The 19,050-nt window shown below is 62.9% G+C and carries 17 protein-coding genes; 12 read left to right on the top strand and 5 right to left on the bottom strand.

The window, feature by feature from the left end; genetic code table 11:
- Positions 1–27: 27 nt before the first annotated feature.
- Together I7X09_RS07295 and I7X09_RS07290 are read right to left on the bottom strand one after the other, a co-directional pair.
- On the bottom strand, positions 28–1,785 hold the full coding sequence (locus I7X09_RS07295; RefSeq protein ID WP_200316241.1) for an ABC transporter ATP-binding protein: 1,758 nt from the start codon (positions 1,783–1,785) through the stop codon (positions 28–30).
- On the bottom strand, positions 1,782–3,440 hold the full coding sequence (locus I7X09_RS07290) for an ABC transporter ATP-binding protein (RefSeq protein WP_234036834.1): 1,659 nt from the start codon (positions 3,438–3,440) through the stop codon (positions 1,782–1,784). Before I7X09_RS07290 ends, I7X09_RS07295 begins: the two co-directional genes overlap by 4 nt.
- Positions 3,441–3,697: 257 nt before the next feature.
- Here I7X09_RS07290 and I7X09_RS07285 point away from each other — a divergent pair, with 257 nt between their 5' ends.
- From I7X09_RS07285 to I7X09_RS07265, 5 genes are read left to right on the top strand one after another with little or no spacing between them, the layout of a single operon-like run.
- Positions 3,698–4,585 (top strand): siderophore-interacting protein, encoded by an 888-nt coding sequence (locus I7X09_RS07285; RefSeq protein WP_234036833.1) that lies wholly within the window; start codon positions 3,698–3,700, stop codon positions 4,583–4,585.
- The gene (locus I7X09_RS07280) at positions 4,582–5,709 is read left to right on the top strand and encodes a Fe(3+)-siderophore ABC transporter permease (protein WP_200316239.1); all 1,128 of its coding nucleotides are present in this window, start codon (positions 4,582–4,584) and stop codon (positions 5,707–5,709) included. The genes I7X09_RS07285 and I7X09_RS07280 overlap by 4 nt, the downstream gene beginning before the upstream one ends.
- Positions 5,706–6,755, top strand: a complete 1,050-nt coding sequence (fepG, locus tag I7X09_RS07275; RefSeq protein WP_200316238.1) for an iron-enterobactin ABC transporter permease — start codon at positions 5,706–5,708, stop codon at positions 6,753–6,755. Before I7X09_RS07280 ends, fepG begins: the two co-directional genes overlap by 4 nt.
- 23 nt (positions 6,756–6,778) lie before the next feature.
- Positions 6,779–7,630, top strand: coding sequence for an ABC transporter ATP-binding protein (locus I7X09_RS07270; RefSeq protein WP_234036832.1), 852 nt, complete (start codon positions 6,779–6,781; stop codon positions 7,628–7,630).
- Entirely contained in the window at positions 7,627–8,667 is a 1,041-nt protein-coding gene (locus I7X09_RS07265) for an ABC transporter substrate-binding protein (protein WP_200316237.1), read from the top strand. The genes I7X09_RS07270 and I7X09_RS07265 overlap by 4 nt, the downstream gene beginning before the upstream one ends.
- 1 nt (position 8,668) lies before the next feature.
- Here the strand turns inward: I7X09_RS07265 and I7X09_RS07260 are convergent, their stop codons facing one another.
- Together I7X09_RS07260 and I7X09_RS07255 are read right to left on the bottom strand one after the other, a co-directional pair.
- A complete protein-coding gene (locus tag I7X09_RS07260) occupies positions 8,669–9,643 on the bottom strand; it encodes an ABC transporter substrate-binding protein (RefSeq protein ID WP_200316236.1) in 975 nt (324 codons plus the stop codon).
- Between the two features lie 70 nt (positions 9,644–9,713).
- The gene (locus I7X09_RS07255) at positions 9,714–10,352 is read right to left on the bottom strand and encodes a TetR/AcrR family transcriptional regulator (protein WP_124567132.1); all 639 of its coding nucleotides are present in this window, start codon (positions 10,350–10,352) and stop codon (positions 9,714–9,716) included.
- A gap of 82 nt (positions 10,353–10,434) precedes the next feature.
- On the opposite strand from I7X09_RS07255, the gene I7X09_RS07250 reads away from it, so the two are divergent.
- The 7 genes from I7X09_RS07250 (at position 10,435) to I7X09_RS07220 (ending at position 18,432) form a co-directional block, all read left to right on the top strand.
- A complete protein-coding gene (locus I7X09_RS07250; RefSeq protein WP_234036831.1) occupies positions 10,435–11,820 on the top strand; it encodes an MFS transporter in 1,386 nt (461 codons plus the stop codon).
- 55 nt (positions 11,821–11,875) lie between these two features.
- Positions 11,876–12,868: an ABC transporter substrate-binding protein gene (locus I7X09_RS07245; RefSeq protein WP_200316235.1), complete on the top strand. Its 993-nt coding sequence runs from the start codon at positions 11,876–11,878 to the stop codon at positions 12,866–12,868.
- Complete coding sequence (locus I7X09_RS07240; protein ID WP_234036830.1) at positions 12,865–14,754, top strand: ABC transporter ATP-binding protein; 1,890 nt, start codon at positions 12,865–12,867, stop codon at positions 14,752–14,754. The genes I7X09_RS07245 and I7X09_RS07240 overlap by 4 nt, the downstream gene beginning before the upstream one ends.
- Positions 14,751–16,487 (top strand): ABC transporter ATP-binding protein, encoded by a 1,737-nt coding sequence (locus I7X09_RS07235; RefSeq protein WP_200316233.1) that lies wholly within the window; start codon positions 14,751–14,753, stop codon positions 16,485–16,487. Before I7X09_RS07240 ends, I7X09_RS07235 begins: the two co-directional genes overlap by 4 nt.
- Before the next feature lie 5 nt (positions 16,488–16,492).
- On the top strand, positions 16,493–17,134 hold the full coding sequence (locus I7X09_RS07230) for a TetR/AcrR family transcriptional regulator (protein ID WP_234036829.1): 642 nt from the start codon (positions 16,493–16,495) through the stop codon (positions 17,132–17,134).
- A 97-nt stretch (positions 17,135–17,231) separates the two neighbouring features.
- Positions 17,232–17,732 (top strand): nuclear transport factor 2 family protein, encoded by a 501-nt coding sequence (locus I7X09_RS07225; RefSeq protein WP_003946235.1) that lies wholly within the window; start codon positions 17,232–17,234, stop codon positions 17,730–17,732.
- A gap of 25 nt (positions 17,733–17,757) precedes the next feature.
- A complete protein-coding gene (locus tag I7X09_RS07220) occupies positions 17,758–18,432 on the top strand; it encodes a pyridoxine/pyridoxamine 5'-phosphate oxidase (protein WP_200316232.1) in 675 nt (224 codons plus the stop codon).
- Between the two features lie 15 nt (positions 18,433–18,447).
- Here the strand turns inward: I7X09_RS07220 and I7X09_RS29360 are convergent, their stop codons facing one another.
- A complete protein-coding gene (locus tag I7X09_RS29360; protein WP_234036828.1) occupies positions 18,448–18,756 on the bottom strand; it encodes a hypothetical protein in 309 nt (102 codons plus the stop codon).
- Between the last annotated feature and the right edge of the window lie 294 nt (positions 18,757–19,050).

The following is a 19,050-nucleotide window of genomic DNA, read 5'->3' as shown; positions in this document are numbered from 1 at the left end:
CGGAAGTGCCCGGTGCAACCGTCGCGCTCAACGCCGCGGCGCGGACCACGCTTCCCACAGCTCCGCATACCGACCCCCGAGGTTGACCAACTCGTCGTGAGAGCCGTGCTCGACCACGCGGCCGTCGTTCATGACGAGGATCTGGTCGGCGTCGACGGCCTGCGAGAGTCGGTGTGCCACTGTGACAGCAGTGCGACCCCGGGTCAGGGCGAGCGCGGCGTCATCGAGGACCTTGGCTCCGGCGCTGCCCGCTTCGGCGGTCGCCTCGTCGAGAATCAGCAGCGGCGGATCCAGTAATTCGATTCTTGCCAACGCAAGTTGTTGTGCCTGTGTTGCGGTCAGCCGGTGTCCACCGTCTCCGACCACGGTTTCGAGTCCGTCCGGGAGGGCCCGCAACCAATCGGAGGCGCCGACGGTTTCGAGCGCCGCAGTGATGTCGTTGTCGGTTGCGGAAGGGTCGGCCAGCCGTAGATCCTCGGCCAACGTACCGGCAAAGACGTGGACCTCCTGCGTCACGAGAGCGACCGCGCTTCGAGAAGTCGACCGCGGCAATTCGTTCCGGGGGATGTCCCCGATCTTCACGACGCCTTCGGTCGGTTCATAGGTTCCCGCGATCAGTTTGGCCACCGTCGATTTTCCGGCTCCGGTTGCGCCCACCAGTGCGGTGACGGTCCCTGCCGGAATGGTGATGTCGATGTCTCGCAGAACGGGGGCGTCGCCGCGTCGGTACGAGAACGTGACGCGTTCCAACGATGCCGAGCTGTCGACAGGTTCACGTGGATCGGTCGGTGCGGGTGGCACGGGCGCAAGCGTGACTCCGACCAGCCGAGCCAACGCGATTGTGCCTTCCTGCAATTCGTCGAACACGCTGAGAACTGCACCCACCGGATCGAAGAGACGGTGGAAGAACAGTGCTGCGGCGGTAGCGGCACCGATGCTGATCTGACCGTCCTTCACCAGCCAGAAGCCGGTGATCAGCACGGCGGACAGACCGATGAACTCGGCGATGTTGAGTCGACCGAAGAACCTCGTGCGCAAACGAGTGGTCAACAAGCTCAGCCGGACGGCCGTCATCGATCGAGATTCGATCTGTTCCAGATGGGGCTGGGCCAGACGGAGCGATCCGACGGTGTCGGAGTTGCTCAGCGAGTCAAGGAGCTGTTGCGCACGTGCACCTTCCGCCTCCCGCTCCTCGCGGTAGACCGGGGCAGACCTCGAGAGATACCAGCGCAGCGCCTGGATCTGGATGGGAGCTGCGATCACCGCGGCGACGGCGAATCGCCAATCGAGGCTGCCCAATCCGATCAGGGTCAACACGATGGTCAGTGCTGCGGTGGCAAAAACCGGAAGCGCTTCGGATACAGCGCGGGTCACCAACCGGACGTCTCCGGTGATCCGGGAGACCAGGTCTCCGCGCCCGGCTCGCTCGACGTCGCTCTGTGGCAGGTCGAGAACCCGGACGACTACTTCTTCGCGCAGGTCGGCGACTACACGTTCACCGACACCGGCGAGCAGGTAGTTGCTCACTCCGACGAGAAGGGAGGAGGCAACCGCGATGGCGACCAACGCGAGAGTCAGCGTGCCGATGCGCGAGGCAGTGTCGCCGTCTCCGTCTGTCACGGCGTCGACCATGGCGCCGAGGACAAGTGGCGTGAGTAGACCGATCGCGGTCGCGGCAGTCAGAGTGACCACGGCGGCGATGGCCGATATCCGGTGCGGACCCATCAACCGAAGTGCCGCGCGGCGTGCCTGTTTCGGTGTCGCGGTGGGGAGTAGTTCGTTCACAGCTCGATCACCCGATCGCAGATATCGAGCAGCACGGGGCTGCTGGTCAGAAGAAGAGTCGCGTGAGCACCGCGTACCTCGGCGATCCCGCGTGCGATGCGCGCTTCGGTGACGGAGTCGACGGCGGTGGTGGGGTCGTGCAGAACCAGCACCGGTGCTTCGCTCGCGAGTGCTCTCGCCAATGCGATGCGCTGGCGCTGACCGCCCGAGAGCGAATTTCCCTGCTCCGTGACTCGGGTGGCGAGGCCGAGCGGCAGTGCCGAGATCACCTGATCTGCGGCAGCAGCGGCGACAGCCTCGTCGCTGCGACTGCCGATCGGTGCGAGTGCCTCGATGTTGTCGCCCACGGTGCCGATGAACAGTGCGGCGTCGTGCGGTGCTGCCAGAACATGAGCCCGGAGTTCGTCGATGTGCAGTTCGTGAATGGCGTTGTCGCCGAGATGAATCGTTCCGCTCGAAGGCTCGATTCGACGAGCCAGTGCGTCGACCAACGCATCCGCCCAGGCGGCATTCTCGGTGACGATGCCGATGATCTCGCCGCGTTTGACGTCCAGATCGACCGGTGAAGCTCCGGCCAGCACGACGTCGCGCAGCGTCAGGAACTCTGCGTGGTTCAGGGGTGCAGGATCACTCGCGGGAGTGACAGCCTCGCCGGTCGCCAGAAGCGATGCGACGCGGTTGGCGGAGGCGCGCGCCCGGGCCAGGCCGGCGCCGAAGTAGATGATGTCGATCAGCGGACCGCGAAGGAACTGTGCCAGACCCACCACGGCAACGAATTCACCGACCGAGATGCTCCCGGACGCTGCCATCCGCCCACCCACGTACGCGATGACGGCGAGGAAAGCGCCGGCGATTGCAACGTTGGCGGCGGAGTACATCGCTTGGTATCGCTGTGCGCGAAGGGTTGCTTCCAGCGAAGTTCGGCTCGCCCCCCGATATCGCTGCGCTGCAGCGTCTCCGGCGCCGATACCGGACAGGATTCGGAGTCCGGAGAGCAGATCAGCGGCGAGCGCGCCGGCCTTGGCGCCCTGCCATTGATCGGTTTCGGCTCGGCGTTCGAGCGGTCGACTGACCACCTGCATGAGAGCCAACACCGGGGGAGTGCCGAGGATGACGAGCAGGCCGAGCGGTACCGAGATCACCAGCAGCGAGATCGCCGCGGTCAGCACCCCGCAAGCCGCGGCGAGTTTGGTGCTCAGCGTGTGCGTGAATCCGGCCACCGAACCCGCGTCGGATGTCGCAATCGAGTAGACCTCGCCCGGCATGCGCCGAGGCGACATGCCATGCGGATCGAGGCCTCGGCGCGCGATGTCCATCCGTAGGCGGTGTGCTCCGTGCTCGGTGACGGAATCGGAGATACGCGCCGCGAATCGCCAACTGAGCAACAAGCCGGTGAAGAGAATTCCGAGAACGAGGATCCACTTTCCGAGTGCTGCGGCATCGCTGGTCGCCACAGCTCGGTCGATGACCGCACCGATCACCACCGGAACCAATGCTTCCGCGACCTGGTGGCCGGTGAAGCCGACGGAGGCGGCCGCCAGCTTGGCTCCGCGACCTTCGGAAGCGATCGCGCGGGTAATTACCTGGCGCGGCGTGATCGCCGGCCTGGCTGGGGGGCCGTTTGTCTCGGCCGAAAGAAGTGGTGTCGAAGGCACTGGGTCCACGCTAGGGATCGTGGGCGGTAGTCAGAAGTCACACCGATGCCAATACTTGTCGTGAACAGGCCATACGTATTGCGTTGGCCGAATTGCGATAGTAGTTGGCCCCGTTGCAGCGGAGAAGGCATCGACTCATCGACAACACTGCAATAAATTAAGGTCTACCTTACTTAGCGCGGGTTAACTATGTCCGGAAGTCGGATTGATCCTCGTGTTCGGGTCCGGTTCATGTTCCATCGATGTTGGAGATTGTTGTGAGTCTTGTGTTCGGCGAGGTACTTCACAAGGAGTACGTGACCCCGGGAATGGTTCGTATCGTGTTCGGTGGGGAGGAGCTGACCGCCTTCGAAACCACCGGTACCGGTGACGAATACCTGCGTCTCCACTTCCCGGTCCCGGCCACGGGCAAGTTCGTTCTGCCGGCGGAAGATCCGGATGCACCGCGCGGTTGGCGATACCCGGAGGGCGAGGAACCGTCCCCGTGCCAGCCGTACACCGTGCGACGGTTCGATTCCGAGACCAGCCGCATGACGATCGACTTCGTCGTTCACGAGGGTGGTATCGCGAGCGACTGGGCACAGACGGCCGAGATCGGTGCCAAGTTGGCGATCGGCGAGTCTCGTGGCCTCTACGAGCCGCCGGCCGACGCGCGCTGGCAGGTGTTCGTCGCCGACGCGACTGGACTCCCCGCACTCGGGCGCTTGATCGAACAGTTGCCCGCCGGCATGTCGGCCAAGGCGATCGTCGAGGTGGTGGACGAGTCTCACAAGCAGCAGATCGCCTCGGCCGCCGACGTCGAGTTCATCTGGCTGGTCGGCAGTGGCAACGGTGTTGCACCGTCGAAGCTCCCGGATGCTGTTCGCGCGATGAACCTTCCGACCGAACTCGGATACGTGTGGGTGGCAGGCGAAAGCACGATGCTCCGTGACATCCGCAAGTACCTTCGCCACGAACTGAAGTTGCCTGGTGAGCAGTACAAGGTCATCGGCTACTGGACCTACAAGGCCGAGGTGTGGAATGCGAAATACGAGGCCCTCGACGAGAGTGTCCGCGCTGCACTCGATGCTGCCTGGGAATCCGACCGCGACGAGGAAGAGATCCGCGACGAGGTCGAGAAGACTCTAGAGAGCGCCGGATTGTGAGCGTTGGACTGGACAAGAGCGCCGTCGACAACAGTCCGGCTGACAAGAGCGCCTCCGACAAACACACCGAAGAACTGATCGACGAGTCGCTGCAAGAAAAGCAGAAGCAACCGGACGGGCTGGTATCGACAAACTCTCGTCGCATGGCAGGGCTTCTGGTGTGCCTGGTGGTGCTCGCCGCCGTGCTCCTCCTGAGCATCGCGGTGGGATCGAAGACCATTCCGTTCGGCACCGTGATCGACGCGCTGGTGAACTACGACGATTCCAATGATCACGTGATCATCCGTGACCTGCGGCTACCGCGTACTCTCCTCGGTCTGATAGTCGGCATGGCGCTCGGTGTCGCCGGTGGCCTCATCCAGGCGATGACACGAAATCCCTTGGCTGACCCCGGAATTCTCGGTGTCAATGCCGGTGCGGGGTTCGCGATGGTTGTTGCCGTCGCGGTCGTCGGCCTGACCAGCATCTGGTCCTACATCTGGTTCGCTTTCCTCGGCGCGGTGATAGCCACGGCGATCGTCTACACGTTGGGCTCGATCGGCAGGGGCGGTGCAACGCCCATTCGGCTGACGCTGGCCGGTGTCGCCATCGGCTCCGTGCTCGGCGGCATCTCCTCCGGCATCACCCTGCTCAACCCGACCGCTTTCGACCAGATGCGCCAGTGGAATGCCGGCTCACTCAGCGGGCGTTCCTTGGAAATCGTTCTGGCCGTTGCACCCTTCATCCTCATCGGGCTATTCCTGGCGCTCGCGTTGGCACGCCAGCTCAATGCCGTGGCTTTGGGTGACGATCTGGCACGTTCGCTCGGCGCCAATATCACTCGCACTCGTATTCTCGGCGTCATCGCGGTGACGTTGCTGTGTGGCGCGGCGACGGCTGCGGCCGGACCGATCGGATTCGTCGGTCTGATGGTTCCGCACGTTGCGAGATGGTTCGTCGGACCCGATCAGCGATGGATTCTTCCGTACACATTGGTGTGTTCGCCGATTCTTCTCCTCTTCTCCGACGTCGTCGGCCGAATCGTGCTGCGCCCGGGTGAACTTCAGGTCGGTATCGTCACGGCCTTCATCGGTGCTCCGGTGCTGATCATGCTGGTGCGTCGAAGCAAGGTGAGCGGTCTGTGAACATCGATTTCGGGCGCCCCACCACGGTGGTGCGCTCACCCAAAGAAGGCTGGTCCGCGCGGATCGACGTCCGCACGGTCACGGTCTGCCTCGTCCTCGTTGCGCTTGCACTGGCGATCGGTGTCATCGCGCTCGGTAGTGGTGACTACCAGGTGCCGATCGGGGACGTCCTCGGCGCACTGTTCGGCGAGGCTCCCGCGCGTATTCACATGGTCGTCGTGGAATGGCGTCTGCCCCGAGTTCTGTTGGCGCTGATGCTCGGTGCGGCACTCGGCATGAGTGGTGCAATCTTCCAGTCGCTCACCAGGAACCCGTTGGGTAGCCCGGACATCATCGGCTTCAACTCCGGTGCGTACACGGGCGCTCTGGTGGTCATCCTCCTCATCGGTGGCACTTACTACGAGATCGCAGTCGGCGCCTTGGTAGGCGGTATCGCCACCGCAGCAGTGGTTTACCTCCTTGCGTACAAACGTGGTGTGCAGGGATTCCGGTTGATCATCGTCGGTATCGCCATCAGTGCGATGTTGGGCTCGGTCAACACCTGGATGATCCTCAAGGCGAAACTCGACGACGCCATGGCTGCCGCAGTGTGGGGTGCCGGTTCGCTGAACGGTCTCGGCTGGACCCAGGTGTGGCCGGTGGTCGTCGTGCTGGCCATACTCGTTCCGCTGATCCTGGTGTTGGGCAGGCGGATGCAGATGCTCGAGATGGGTGACGACGCCGCCAAGGCGCTCGGCGTCCGGGCCGAACCCACGCGTCTTTCCCTGGTTGTTCTCGGCGTCGCACTGACGGCCATGGTGACGGCGGCGGCCGGACCGATCGGATTCGTCTCGCTGGCGGCTCCGCAGTTGGTGAGGCGATTGACCGGTAGTGCCGGAGTGACCCTGCTGCCGTCGGCGGCGATGGGTGGAGCGCTGCTGATGGTCAGCGACTGGGTGGCGCAAAGAGCTTTTGCACCGACACAGTTGCCGGTCGGCGTCGTCACCGTCTCCATCGGTGGCATCTATTTCGTATGGCTTCTCGCGCGAGAGGCACGTAAGCAGTGATCGGTGAAGGAACGAGGAACAGCGTGAACGAGACAAGTACGGCCGCCGTCGTGGCTGAAAGGACGAATCGGCTTCGCGCCGAGGACGTCACGATCGGTTACGACAAGCGCGTCATCTCGGAGCACCTCGACGTCGAGATCCCCGACGGTGGCTTCACAGTCATCGTCGGGCCCAACGCCTGCGGCAAGTCGACGCTTCTGCGTGCGTTGTCGCGGTTGCTCAAGCCGACTACCGGCAAAGTTCTCCTCGACGGCAAAGCGATCACGTCGTACCCGGCCAAGGAAGTCGCGAGGCGACTCGGGCTTCTGCCGCAGACGTCGATCGCGCCGGACGGCATCAAAGTCGCCGATCTGGTTGCGCGAGGACGTTATCCGCACCAGAAGCTGATCCGTCAGTGGTCCCGGGAGGACGAAGCCGCCGTCATCAAGGCGATGGAGGCAACCAAGGTCACGGATCTGTCGGCCAGGCCGGTCGACGAACTGTCCGGTGGTCAGCGCCAACGTGTCTGGGTCGCTATGGTTCTCGCGCAGCAGACTCCGTTGGTGCTGCTGGACGAGCCGACGACGTTCCTCGACATCGCGCATCAGATCGAGCTGCTGGAGCTGTGCCGCGATCTGAACGAGAACGACGGACACACGCTGGTGGCGGTGCTTCACGATCTCAATCACGCGTGCCGCTACGGAACTCACATCATCGCGATGAAGGACGGCGCCGTGGTCGCCGAAGGCCCGCCCGCGGAGATCATCACCGAAGAACTGGTGCAGGAGGTGTTCGGCATGGCGTGCCGCATCATCGACGATCCGGTTTCCCATACACCGCTTGTCATTCCGCTCGGACGCGAGCGTCAGCGAAACATCGAAGGAGCAAAGGTATGACACTCGTCCTGGATGCGCAGGTCACCGAATCGGAGTGGGCTCAGATCGTCGACCGCATTTCACGGCGTCGATTCTTCGGTGGCGCAGCCGGTGTGGCTGCAGCACTGGCGCTGAGCGCCTGCGGAAGCTCCGACAGCGAATCCGACTCTGCCAGTGACATTCTCCCGTACACGTGGGCCGAGTTCAGTGGCGACGTTCCGCGCGACCCGAAGCGTGTGGTGGTGCTCGACGGCCGCGTCGACCTCGAATTCGCCATGATGATGGATTACCCGATCGTCGGTTCGGGGAACTTCTGGTTCCCCGACGCCAAGGCAGGATTCCAGTTTCCCGGCCGCACCATCGAGGACGCGAGCTTCGTCAACGTCGCCGGCGACTTCTCCACCAATTTCGAGGCTCTGCTCGCTCTCGAGCCCGACCTGATCGTCATCACCGCGATCGGTTACACCAGTGACTGGTACGGCACCGAGCGCTTGTCTTCCATCGCGCCGCTGTTGGTCGTCGGCGACGACGTCGAGCCGATCGCCGGACACCCGGTCGACTGGCGAGGTGCGCTGATGGCGCAGGCGAGCCAGCTCGACCGTGTGGCGATCGCCGAAGCTTCCATCGCGGAGTACGACGACAAGCTCGCGAGACTGCGACCGATGTTGCAGGAGAAGCTAGGCGGAAAGAAGATCGTGTTCGGCGTTCAGACGCCGACCGGATTCCTTGTGCATCAGCGGAATCTGCGGATCAGTGTTGCCATCGATGCCGGCCTGGACGTACTTTTCCGTGACGACGACAATGCAGAGAACTCGTTCGAGTTGTCGTTCGAGCAACTCGACACGTTGGCTCCGGCGGATGTGATCATCGCCCAGGCGCGCGATCAGGAAGCGCTCGACGCGATCAAGACGCAGCCGACGTGGCAGCGGTTGCCTGCAGTTCAGGCGGGCAACGTGTTGACGAGCGACGCACGATACAACCAAGGATTCGCGCTCACCGCGGCCATCTTCCTCGACGTTCTCGAGGAAGCGGCCGGGCGATTCACCGCTGGGCAGTAGGTCAGGCGACGTTGCGGGCCTGGTCGAGTAGCTGAGCAACCTGCTCGAACCAGGCGCCGTAATTGGCGTAGGTGTTGGGACGCTTGTCGTCGAAGTCGATCACCTGGTTCGCGGTCACCGCGGGCAGCTTGACGAACACCGGTGATGCTGCGAATGCTTCTGCCGACTTCGCGAACTGGAACACGATGTCCGCCGGATAGTCCGGGACCTGTTCCCAGCTGAGATCGGCCCAGCCTTTGTCGCCTCCCGGGCCGGTGAACTTCACGCCGAGTTCCTTCAGGTACCCGAACTGAGCGAGCGCTGTTGTGCCTGCGTACAACTCGGACCCGTCACCGTTCAGGGCGAGGACTTCGATGTCGTCGACCTTGGCCGCGACCGTCCGGATGCGCTCTGCACCGGAGTCGAATGCTTCCTTGCCCTCGCGTGCTGCGGCTGTGTCGGTGTTGCCGCCGAGAGCTTCGGCGAGTGAGGCGTATTCGCTCAACACGTCCGGTGTCGAGGCTCCGGAGAACTTGACGCCGACAAACGGTGCAACATTGTTGACGGTCTTGCCCATCGGCTCGTCCCACCATGTCCAGCGGGTCGGGTCGTCGCTGTTGCCGTACCCGATGACGAGGTCGGGATCCAGTGCGGCAAGAGCTTCCGCGCTGAGTTCACCTTCCCGGCCGACGACGGTCATCGTCGACTCGTCGGCGTGATCGGTGACGTCTGGATTGCTGACGCCGTAACCGAAGATTCCGACCGGCCGAATGCCGTAGTCCCACAGCGCAGCTGCGGAATACGCATCGACGACGATCCGCTCGGGGGTATGATCGAGGGTGATCGTGTTGCCGTATCCCGTTGTATAACTCCAGGACTGGTCGGCGGAATCGGTCGCGGCAGAAGATGGTGCGTCGCTGCTTCCGCAGCCGGTGAGGAGGAGCGCGGCAACGGCGGGTAGTACGGCGAAGCCGGTGAGACGGCGATTGATTTTCATGGAACCTTCCGAACATGGAGAACTAAGCCAGGTAAGCCTAACCTGATCCATCGCTCGGGGGTCGTCGGGGTCAGTTGCCCTGCCACATCTGAAGCCATTCGCTCCAGGACGGGGGAGTGCTCGACGGTCGGGGTTTTCCGCCACGAAGTCCGTCGAGCATGAAGTCGAGGTAGCGCGTGTGTATTTCGGTGGCTCGATCGCCCTCGATCGGCAGGGTCGGCCGCAGATGCACTGTCATGAGCATGACGTCAGCAGAGGTGAAGTCGGGCGGGACTTCGCGAGTGTCGATGCAGGCGTCGACCATCGACTGCAGTGCGGCCTCCAATTCAGCTGCGGCGCGGGTTACTTCGGCGTGTTCGGGCAATCTGCCGCCGAGGACGGGAATGAGCGGTCCCACCGATTCGGTGAGGTATCGCGAGAAGAACGTCTTCAGTACGGCTTCGTCGGTGTCTGCGTTGCTCACGCACTCTCTGGCAAGAGTGGCGAGGTGGTCGATCGCCCAGACGCGTAGGGCTTGTGCCAGGTCTTCCTTGCCGCGGTAGCGCCGATAGATGCTTCCGACTCCGACTCCGGCGCGTGCGGCGATTGCCGATACCGGTGCATTCCAACCCTGTTCGGCGAAGATCTCGCGTGCCGCGCGCAGGACGGTGACGTCGTTGTCTGCGGCTTCGCGGGCGCGCCCGGGAAGGCCCGCATTCTCTTTCACCATCCCCACAGGCTAGCAATGCGTGATTTACTGAATCGGAACGGAATGCTCCGTTCCGATTCAAATCGTGATCCAGAGGAAGGTAATGATGGAAACCTTGGTGGAGACGCCCGTGCGATCCGGGAGTCGGGTGATCGCCGCGCTGGCTGGGGCGGTACTCGTCTACTCGCTCATGCAGACCATGCTGGTGCCGGCGTTGCCGGTGTTGGGTGAGCACTTCGAGACATCCGTGGCGGTTACGGGCTGGATTCTGACGTCGTACCTGTTGGCGGCCGCGGTGCTGGCTCCGATCGTCGGGGCGATGGGTGACCGTTTCGGGGACAAGCGAGTCCTGGTGATCGTCCTGATCATCTTTGCTCTCGCGACATTCGCCGCGGCGGCCGCCCCGAATATCGGCGTGCTGCTTGCCGTTCGGGCTGTCCAGGGAGTGAGTATGGCGAGCTTCCCACTCGCGATGGCAGTGCTGCGGAGAACGGTCGCAGGCCCAGAGTTGTCTTCGGGGATAGGTTGGCTCGCTGGGACTTTGGGGATCGGTGCCGGAAGTGCACTGGTGATCGGCGGCGTCATTCTCGAGTATCTCAGTTGGCAGTGGCTGTTCGTGATCACCGGCATCTTGATCGTGCTCGCGTTGGCTGCGGTAGTGGCTGTGGTTCCTGGTTCGCATCGCCGGCCGGGTATGCCGACGGACTGGGCCGGTGCCGGTGCCCTGGCGTTCGGGCTGGTGAGCCTGCTCCTGGCGATAACCAAGGCCTCCGACTGGGGAGTCCTGTCGCTAGGATTCTGGGGTCTGGTGGTGATCGCGTTCGTCTCGTTCGCAGTATTGATTGCCGTGGATTCCCGCCACGACGCGCCGATCGTCGACATGCGAGTCTTTCGGGACAAGCCGATGATGATCACCAGTGCACTCACCCTGGTGTTCGGGTTCGTGCCGTACATCTTCTACCTTTGCCTGCCACGGATCCTCCAAGCGCCGGAATCATCCACGTATGGAAGCGGATTCACCGTTGTACAGACGGGGTTGGCACTCTTGCCCGCCGCTGTCCTCGTCTTCCTCGGTGGCCGCTTGACGCCGGCTCTCTCGCGGAGATACGGGCCGCGGGTGCCCGCGGTCATGGCGCTTGCCCTCATGGCGGCGGGCGCAGTCGGACTCGCGATCTGGCCGAGTTCAGTGGTTGCGATCGTCGCGTTCTTCTCCCTCGTCGGCTTGGGGAACGGCGTGGGATTCGCGGTCTGTGCCCTGTTGGTTGCCTCGATCGTCCCACCATCGGAAATGGCGGCAGCCAGTGGTGTGAACAGCGTGATCAGGACTGTGGGATCGGCGGTGGGTGCGCCGGTGACCACGGCAGTCCTGGCGATCGGCATTTCCGGCGACTCGTTCGCGGTGGCGTTCGTGATGGGTGCAGTCATCAGTGTCGTCGCCTGTCTGCCGGCAATTGCACTTCCGGTGAAGAAGGCTGCACAAACGGCATGAGTTATTGTAGGCTCCCCTAATCGAGACAGCATGTAACTAAGGCAGGGAGAGATAGATGCGTCAGCAGTGGGTCCTACGAGCAACGGCACTCGCAGCGACAGCAACGGCGCTTGTCGGTTGCTCCGTGGGCGGCGATGACGCAGACGCATCGGAAACAGGCGCGTCGTCGGCCGTACCTGCACCTCAGAAATTGCTCGCACTGGACGAGTTTGCAGCGCTCAACGCACTCACGCTCGGGGTCAGGCCCGATACGGTCTTCGCCACGCTGCAATCGCACGCGGCGAAGGAGATATTGCAGAGCGAGGGGATCGAGGTCATCGACAAACCGACGTTCTTCCAGTCACCAGATGTGGAGCAGATCGCGGCCGTTCATCCTGACCGAATCCTGCTCAGTGATGTCGGCTCGCTGACGTCGATCACCTCGCAGGCCAACGAGATTGCCCCGACGACGGTGCTCGCCTATGCGGCGCCGTGGCGCGAAGTTCTGAATACCGCGGCGACTGCATTGGGTCGAGAGTCCGAAGCTCGCGAAATCGTGTCGAGGCTCGAGACCAAATTTGCCGAAGTATCCGGAACGGTCGAGGCGCAACCACAGACGTTGTCAGTGCTGGTGGGATTCTCCGGCGGCATTTACACCGTCATTCCGGAGTCGCCGATGTCCTCGATCATCGAGGAAGCCGGTTTCGGGCGCCCGCAAGCCGAACTCGACGCGAAGATCGGCCCCAACACAGGTGTCGCCACGTCTTCGGTGTCGGGCGAGGAGGTTGGACAGCACGCGGCGGACGCGATGGTCGTGACCTCGGGCAACATCTACGACGGCGCTCTCGTTCACGCAAATCCACTGTTCAACGAGATCGCCGCAGTGAAGGCCGGACGCACGGCGGACGTGAGCGGTGAACTTTGGTTCGGCAGCTATCCTTTCGCGGTCTACTGGATCCTCGAAGACCTCCAGGCTCTTGCCGATCGCACTCTCACCGGCGCGGAACTCCAGGGCCGCATCGCATCCGACACCGACGCAGTCACCCGATGGAAGGCGTTCTCGAAATGACGACAACACAGGACAAGGCAGCAGACGTTCCACCGGCGGAGGCTGACACACCGCACGGATCTGCGGCCGAAGCCTCGCGAGCCAAGGCGGAAGCGGCGGCACACAAGAGTGCGCTACGCGAACTCCTTGCTCCAGTTCGCACGCGGACCACCATCGCGATGGTGATGCAGGTGATCGCCGCGGTCGCGGCCATCGTGCCGTACGTGGCCATCGCCGAACTCGGTAAGACGCTGATCGTGGGCGGTGACGTCGACTCGTCTCGTGTCTGGACGATCGTGTGGGTGGTCGTCTTCGGTCTGGGTATGCGTGCGTTCTTCGGAGGCGGTGCGTTGATCGTGACGCACTTCGCCGATGTGAATCTGCAGGCGGTGCTGCGGCGTCGAATCGCAGCGACTCTCGGTCGACTTCCACTGGGCTGGTTCACCTCCCACTCGTCCGGAACCGTGCGCAAAGCCGCGCAGAACGACATTTCCGATCTCCACTACCTGGTTGCGCACAGCGCCGTCGAGACCACCGGCGCCATCGCGGTGCCACTGGTCGGGCTCGGTTACGTGATTTCGATCGACTGGCGTCTGGGATTGGTCGCGATTGCCACACTCCCGATCTACATGATCGCCTATGCGACGATGACCAGGGACATGGCAGTCAAGATGAGCCGGATGAATGAGGGCATCGCGGCTATCAGCAACACCATCGTCGAGTTCGTCACCGGCATCGCAGTGGTCAAAACTTTCGGTCAGGACAAGCAGTCACATTCTCGATACCGCGATGCCGCCAAGGCTTTCGCCGTCTCGTACGAGGGTTGGGTTCGCCCGATGCTGCGAACCGAGGCGCTGGCCTCGATTGCATTGAGTGCACCGGTAGTGCTGGTGGTCAACCTTGGTCTCGGTTCGTGGTTCGTCCACTCCGGATGGGTGTCACCCATCGATGTGCTGACCAGTTCTCTTGTCGCGATGGTGATTCCGGTGTCGGTGACGACCATCGGTTTCGGTATGCAGGCACGCCGTGAGGCAGCCGCCGCTGCGGCGCGACTGATCGCGCTGTTCGCAACCGACGCTCTGCCGGAAACCGATCATCCGAAAAAGCCTGCGGGGAACGAAGTTCGATTCTCCGGAGTCTCCTTCGCCTACGACGACGGCGCCGATGTTCTGTCCGACATCGATCTCACACTGCCGGAGGGGACGGTGACGGCGTTGGTCGGACCTTCGGGTTCGGGTAAGTCGACGCTGGCGACGCTGGTTCCGAGGTTCCACGATGTGCGTGCCGGATCCGTGGTGATCGGTGGTGTCGACGTCAGGGAAGTCGCTACCGACGAGCTGTACCGCCACGTCGGATTCGTTCTGCAGGACGTGCAGCTGGTCGAAGCGACTGTGCTCGACAACATTCGGCTTGCCCGGCCGCAGGCGTCGTTGGCGGAGGTGAAGGTTGCCGCCGCGGCTGCGCAGATCGACACCCGAATCGAAGCGCTTCCGAGAGGGTACGACTCCGTGGTCGGAGTCGACGCCAGGTTCTCGGGCGGTGAGGCGCAACGAGTCTCCATCGCGCGGGCGATCCTCGCGGATACCCCTGTTCTCGTGCTCGACGAGGCGACGGCGTTCGCGGACCCGGAGTCCGAAGCCGATATCCAGGAAGCGTTGTCGCGCTTGACGGTCGGCCGTACGGTGCTGGTGATCGCGCACCGGTTGGCTTCGATCGTGAGTGCCGATCAGATCGTGGTCCTCGACGCCGGGCGGATCGTGGAGAAGGGCACGCATGATCAGCTCGTGGCGAATGGTTCAACGTATGCCCGGATGTGGGCGAGTCACAGTCGGGCCGACTCGATTCAACACAGTCGGGCCGACAGTATCGCAGGTATGTATGACGCAGCAGGAAAGGCCAACTCATGATTCGCGACCTCTTCCGGATACTCGGCCCGCAGAATCAGGGCCGCTATCGCGAGTTCCTGGTGTGGGCAGTGTTGTACGGCGTGATGCAAGGGTTGGCCGTGGCATTGCTCGTGCCGACCGTGCAGGCGCTGTTCGAGCAGGACTGGGGCAGTTTCGTTCGGTGGCTCGCCGCGATGGCCGTGTGCGCCGTGATCAGTTCGATTGCGCACTACCTGCAGGCCATAAAGGGGTTCGAGTCGGCGCTCACTCTGCTGCGGACGATGCATCTGCGCCTCGGCGATCACCTCGTCACACTCCCGCTCGGTTGGTTCGGTGCCGGCCGACTCGGCCAGGTATCGCAGGTCGCCAGCAAGGGCACCATCTCGGTGATGGGGGCGGCTGCGCATCTGATGACGCCGATCATCTCCGGAATCGCCAGCCCGGCAACCATTGTCGTGTGCATGCTGTTCTTCGATTGGCGGCTCGGGCTCGCACTGGTGATCAGTGTTCCGATTCTGTTCGTGGCAGCACGGTTTGCAGCGACGATGACTGCCAAGGCCGACGATCGAGCGCATGCCGCGGCCGTCGAGTCGAACAATCGAGTGCTCGAATACGCGCGTTGCCAACCGGTCCTGCGTGCTTTCGGACGCACCCACGGGGTGTACGAGCCGCTCGACGACGCGATCGAAGCTCAGCACACCGCTGGTCGTTCACAACTGTGGTTCGTGGTGATCGGTTCCGTGGTGAACGGGATCGCCTTGCAGTTCGTGTTCTCTGCCGTGATCATCCTGGGCGCGTTCCTCGCGCTCGGCGGCGACATCGACCCGGTCACGTTGATCGCGCTACTCGGCCTGACCGCACGGTTCATCCAGCCGCTGGGTGAGATCGGCGAGTTCGGCGGTGCAATCAGAATGGCACGCAACGAAATCCGGCGGATGTCCGAGATCCTCGAAGTGGAACCACTGGTCGAACCCGATACCAGCGGGCAGGCGACGGGGGAGACGGCCGTGCAGTTCGACGCCGTCGACTTCGGTTACGCCGACGGCGGGCAGGTTCTGCGAAACATCTCCTTCGACGTGCCACGGAAGTCGTTGACGGCGTTGGTCGGTCCGTCAGGGTCTGGCAAAACAACCGTCACCCGGCTGATCTCGCGCTTCTACGACGTCGACTCCGGGGTAGTGCGTGTCGGTGGTGTCGACGTACGGGACCTCACGAGTGCCGACCTGATGTCGCAGTTGTCCCTGGTCTTCCAGGACGTGTATCTCTTCGACGACACGTTGATCGCGAACATCCGCCTCGGCCGCCCCGAAGCCACGGACGAGGAGGTCTTCGACGTCGCTCGGATCGCGGGCGTCGCGGAAATCGTCGAGCGCCTCCCGCGGGGTTGGGACACCCGTGTCGGTGAGGGCGGGACGGCGCTGTCCGGTGGAGAGCGGCAGCGGGTGTCCATCGCGCGCGCACTCCTCAAACGAGCACCTATCGTTCTGCTCGACGAGGCGACGGCCGCGCTCGATCCCGAGAACGAGGCCCATGTGCAGCGTGCGATGCAGGAACTCGCCAGTGAAAGCACACTGCTCGTGATCGCTCACAAACTGTCGACCGTCGTGGCCGCAGACCAGATCATCGTGCTCGGTGACGACGGTTCGATCGTCGAAGTAGGAACCCACGAAGTTCTGCTCACAGCCGGTGGGAACTACGCCGCGTTCTGGAATCAGCGCCACCGTGCGTCGGGATGGCGGTTGGTGGCAAGCTGAGCAGAATGCAGACCGGAAAGAAGACGGGGCGGCCGCCGACGTTGTCGACAGCGGACATCGTCGAGGCCGCCCTGGCTGGTGATCTGAGTGAATTGACCATGCCGAGTGTGGCAAAGCGTCTGGGCGTCAGTCATTCTGCACTTTATCGTTACTTCGCCGACCGCGAAGCGCTGCTGCGGGCCTGCTCGGATCATGTTGTGCGTCAGACTGTATGGCCCGATACAAATCGCCCGTGGCGTGAATTCCTGAAGGATTTCTGCGACGTTCTGTGGTCCTCGTTCGAGCGCTATCCAGGTCTAGCCCAGGTCGGTCTCGCAGTTCCGGGCACGCCGCCGGCGATAATCGAGATCGTGGAGAGACTGGTCGGTTCGTTGACTGCGCAAGGCTTCACACCACATGACGCAGTCCTGGCGGTGGATTTCATCTCCGAGGTGACCATGACGCAGTTCGCCATGATGGCGGCGATGGACAAGACCGTGAGCTCCGCGGATTCACGTTCTGCGCGCCAGGCGTATCAGGAGAGCTGGAATGCGTCGGAGTCGTTGGTCGAGGGGATCGGCGACGAATCGACGTGGCACGGGCGAGGTTGGTTGGACGAGAAGATCACGATCATGCTCGACGGCCTGGAAAAGCGTGTTATCGGCTGACATTTCTACTAGCTTTGAGAGTAATGCCCGTTTCGGCGTGATACAGGCTAATGTGCACACATAGGACGGGTGGTTGCTGCACCGGGAGGCGGGGATCATGGATCTCGAAGCGATTGTTCTCATCCAAAGACTCAAGTACCGATACGCACGCGCCTTGGACACCAAATCGTGGGTCGAATTCGCCGACACTTTGACCGTCGACGCCACCGCGATCTACGGAGAACAACTCAGTTTCGATTCCCGGGATTCATTCGTCTCCTTCCTCGAGAACACCCTCGGCTCACACATCATCACCGAACATCAGTGCGGGCAACCCGAGATCGACGTCGACGGAGACACCGCAACCGGGATCTGGTGCCTCGCGGACACAGTGGTCATCCCCGAAGACGGCATGCTGCTTCGCGGATCGGCCTTCTATCACGACAGATACACCCGCTGCAGCGACGGTGAATGGCGAATCTCCCACACGAGTTACGAGCGAACCTGGGAATCGGTGGTGGCGCTCGCCGACATGCCGAGTTTCCGATTGACGTCCAACAAGTGGGCACTGCTGCAGCAACCGTCGTTCGGCGACTCGGTAGTTCGCAACGTCTCCTGAGGCCGCTCACGATTAGAGTCGGCTCATGGTTGATGCAGATTTCTCGCTGCCTGACGTACGGACGTGGATTCGCGGTATCCCCGCACTGACCGGAACTCCGCCGCCCGCGCCTGAACATTTTCCGGATAAGCCGGGAGAGTTGTTCCTCGACTGGCTCCGTGCGGCCGTGGCCTTCGGCGTCGTCGAGCCACAGGTGTGTGCGCTCTCGACCGTGGACGGTGACGGTATGCCTGATTCCCGCTTCCTCATCCTCAAGGACGTGACCGAGGGCGGTTTCTGGTTCTCCGGTTCGGCTGCTTCACCGAAAGGTGTTGAGCTGAAAGAAAATCCGCGAGCATCCCTGGCGTTCTACTGGCGTGAGACGGGCCAGCAGGTCCGGATTCGCGGATTGGTCCGCGAGGGTGACGACGCAATTCGGACCCGCGACTTCGTCGAACGATCCGTCACTGCGAGGGCGGTGGCGACGGCGAGTAAGCAGAGTGAGGTACTCGAAGACTCCGGGGCGTACGAGACATCGGTGGCCGCTGCGGAAGCAAGAATCGGCGGCGACCCGGGGTTCGTGTCGAAGGACTGGCGGGCGTGGTGCCTCGAGCCGGAGTCTGTCGAGTTCTGGCAGGCAGACTCCGGGCGTCGGCATCAGCGGTGGTTGTACCGGCGTGGCTCGGACCGAGCATGGACACGCGCAGTGCTGTGGCCCTGAACAGCTGGGTCGAGCTCAGCTGGCGCTGATCTCCGGCGACACGAGGTTGACGACGATCGACTGTCCACCGAGTTTGGCGTGGATTTCGGGGTGCTCGAAGCCCGAAGACAACAGGTAGCTGCCGAGCATCGTGAGCAACTCGTCCAGATCCGTCGTCGGGTCGGAGGAGTGCGTGCTCGAGGGTGAGGCCTGATTTGCGATGAGTTCGGTGTGGGTGAGTCGCCCGGCCACTCGAACGGCGGCTATGCCCATCGCGTCGCGCCGGACGACGGTGCGACTCCGAGTCTCGAGTGTCCTCGATGATTCGCGTGTTGAAGCTGGCACTGAAAGGTCCTCTCCGCTGCTGTGTGCGGCCGTGGTTCGGGCAGGAAGCGGAAACGTGAATGCGTCCGATTGCTTGGGTGCGGTCGACAGAAAATCCGCTGTGGCGGTGGCACTGTTGGAACCGTTGCTCGCAGAACCGTTACCCGTGGAAAGGTTGCTCGCAGAACCATTACTCGCGGAACCACTGGCTCTCGATCCGTTGCCGGAACCGTTGGGGCCCGCTATTCCGTGGGAATTCTTGTCTTCCATTGTTTCGCTCCTGATGCCCGTAAACAGACCGCTGGTTTGCTTAAT

This window comes from Rhodococcus sp. P-2 (assembly GCF_016598535.1).
GTDB lineage: Bacteria > Actinomycetota > Actinomycetes > Mycobacteriales > Mycobacteriaceae > Rhodococcus_F > Rhodococcus_F baikonurensis.
This window is presented reverse-complemented; position numbering and strand designations above follow the sequence as displayed.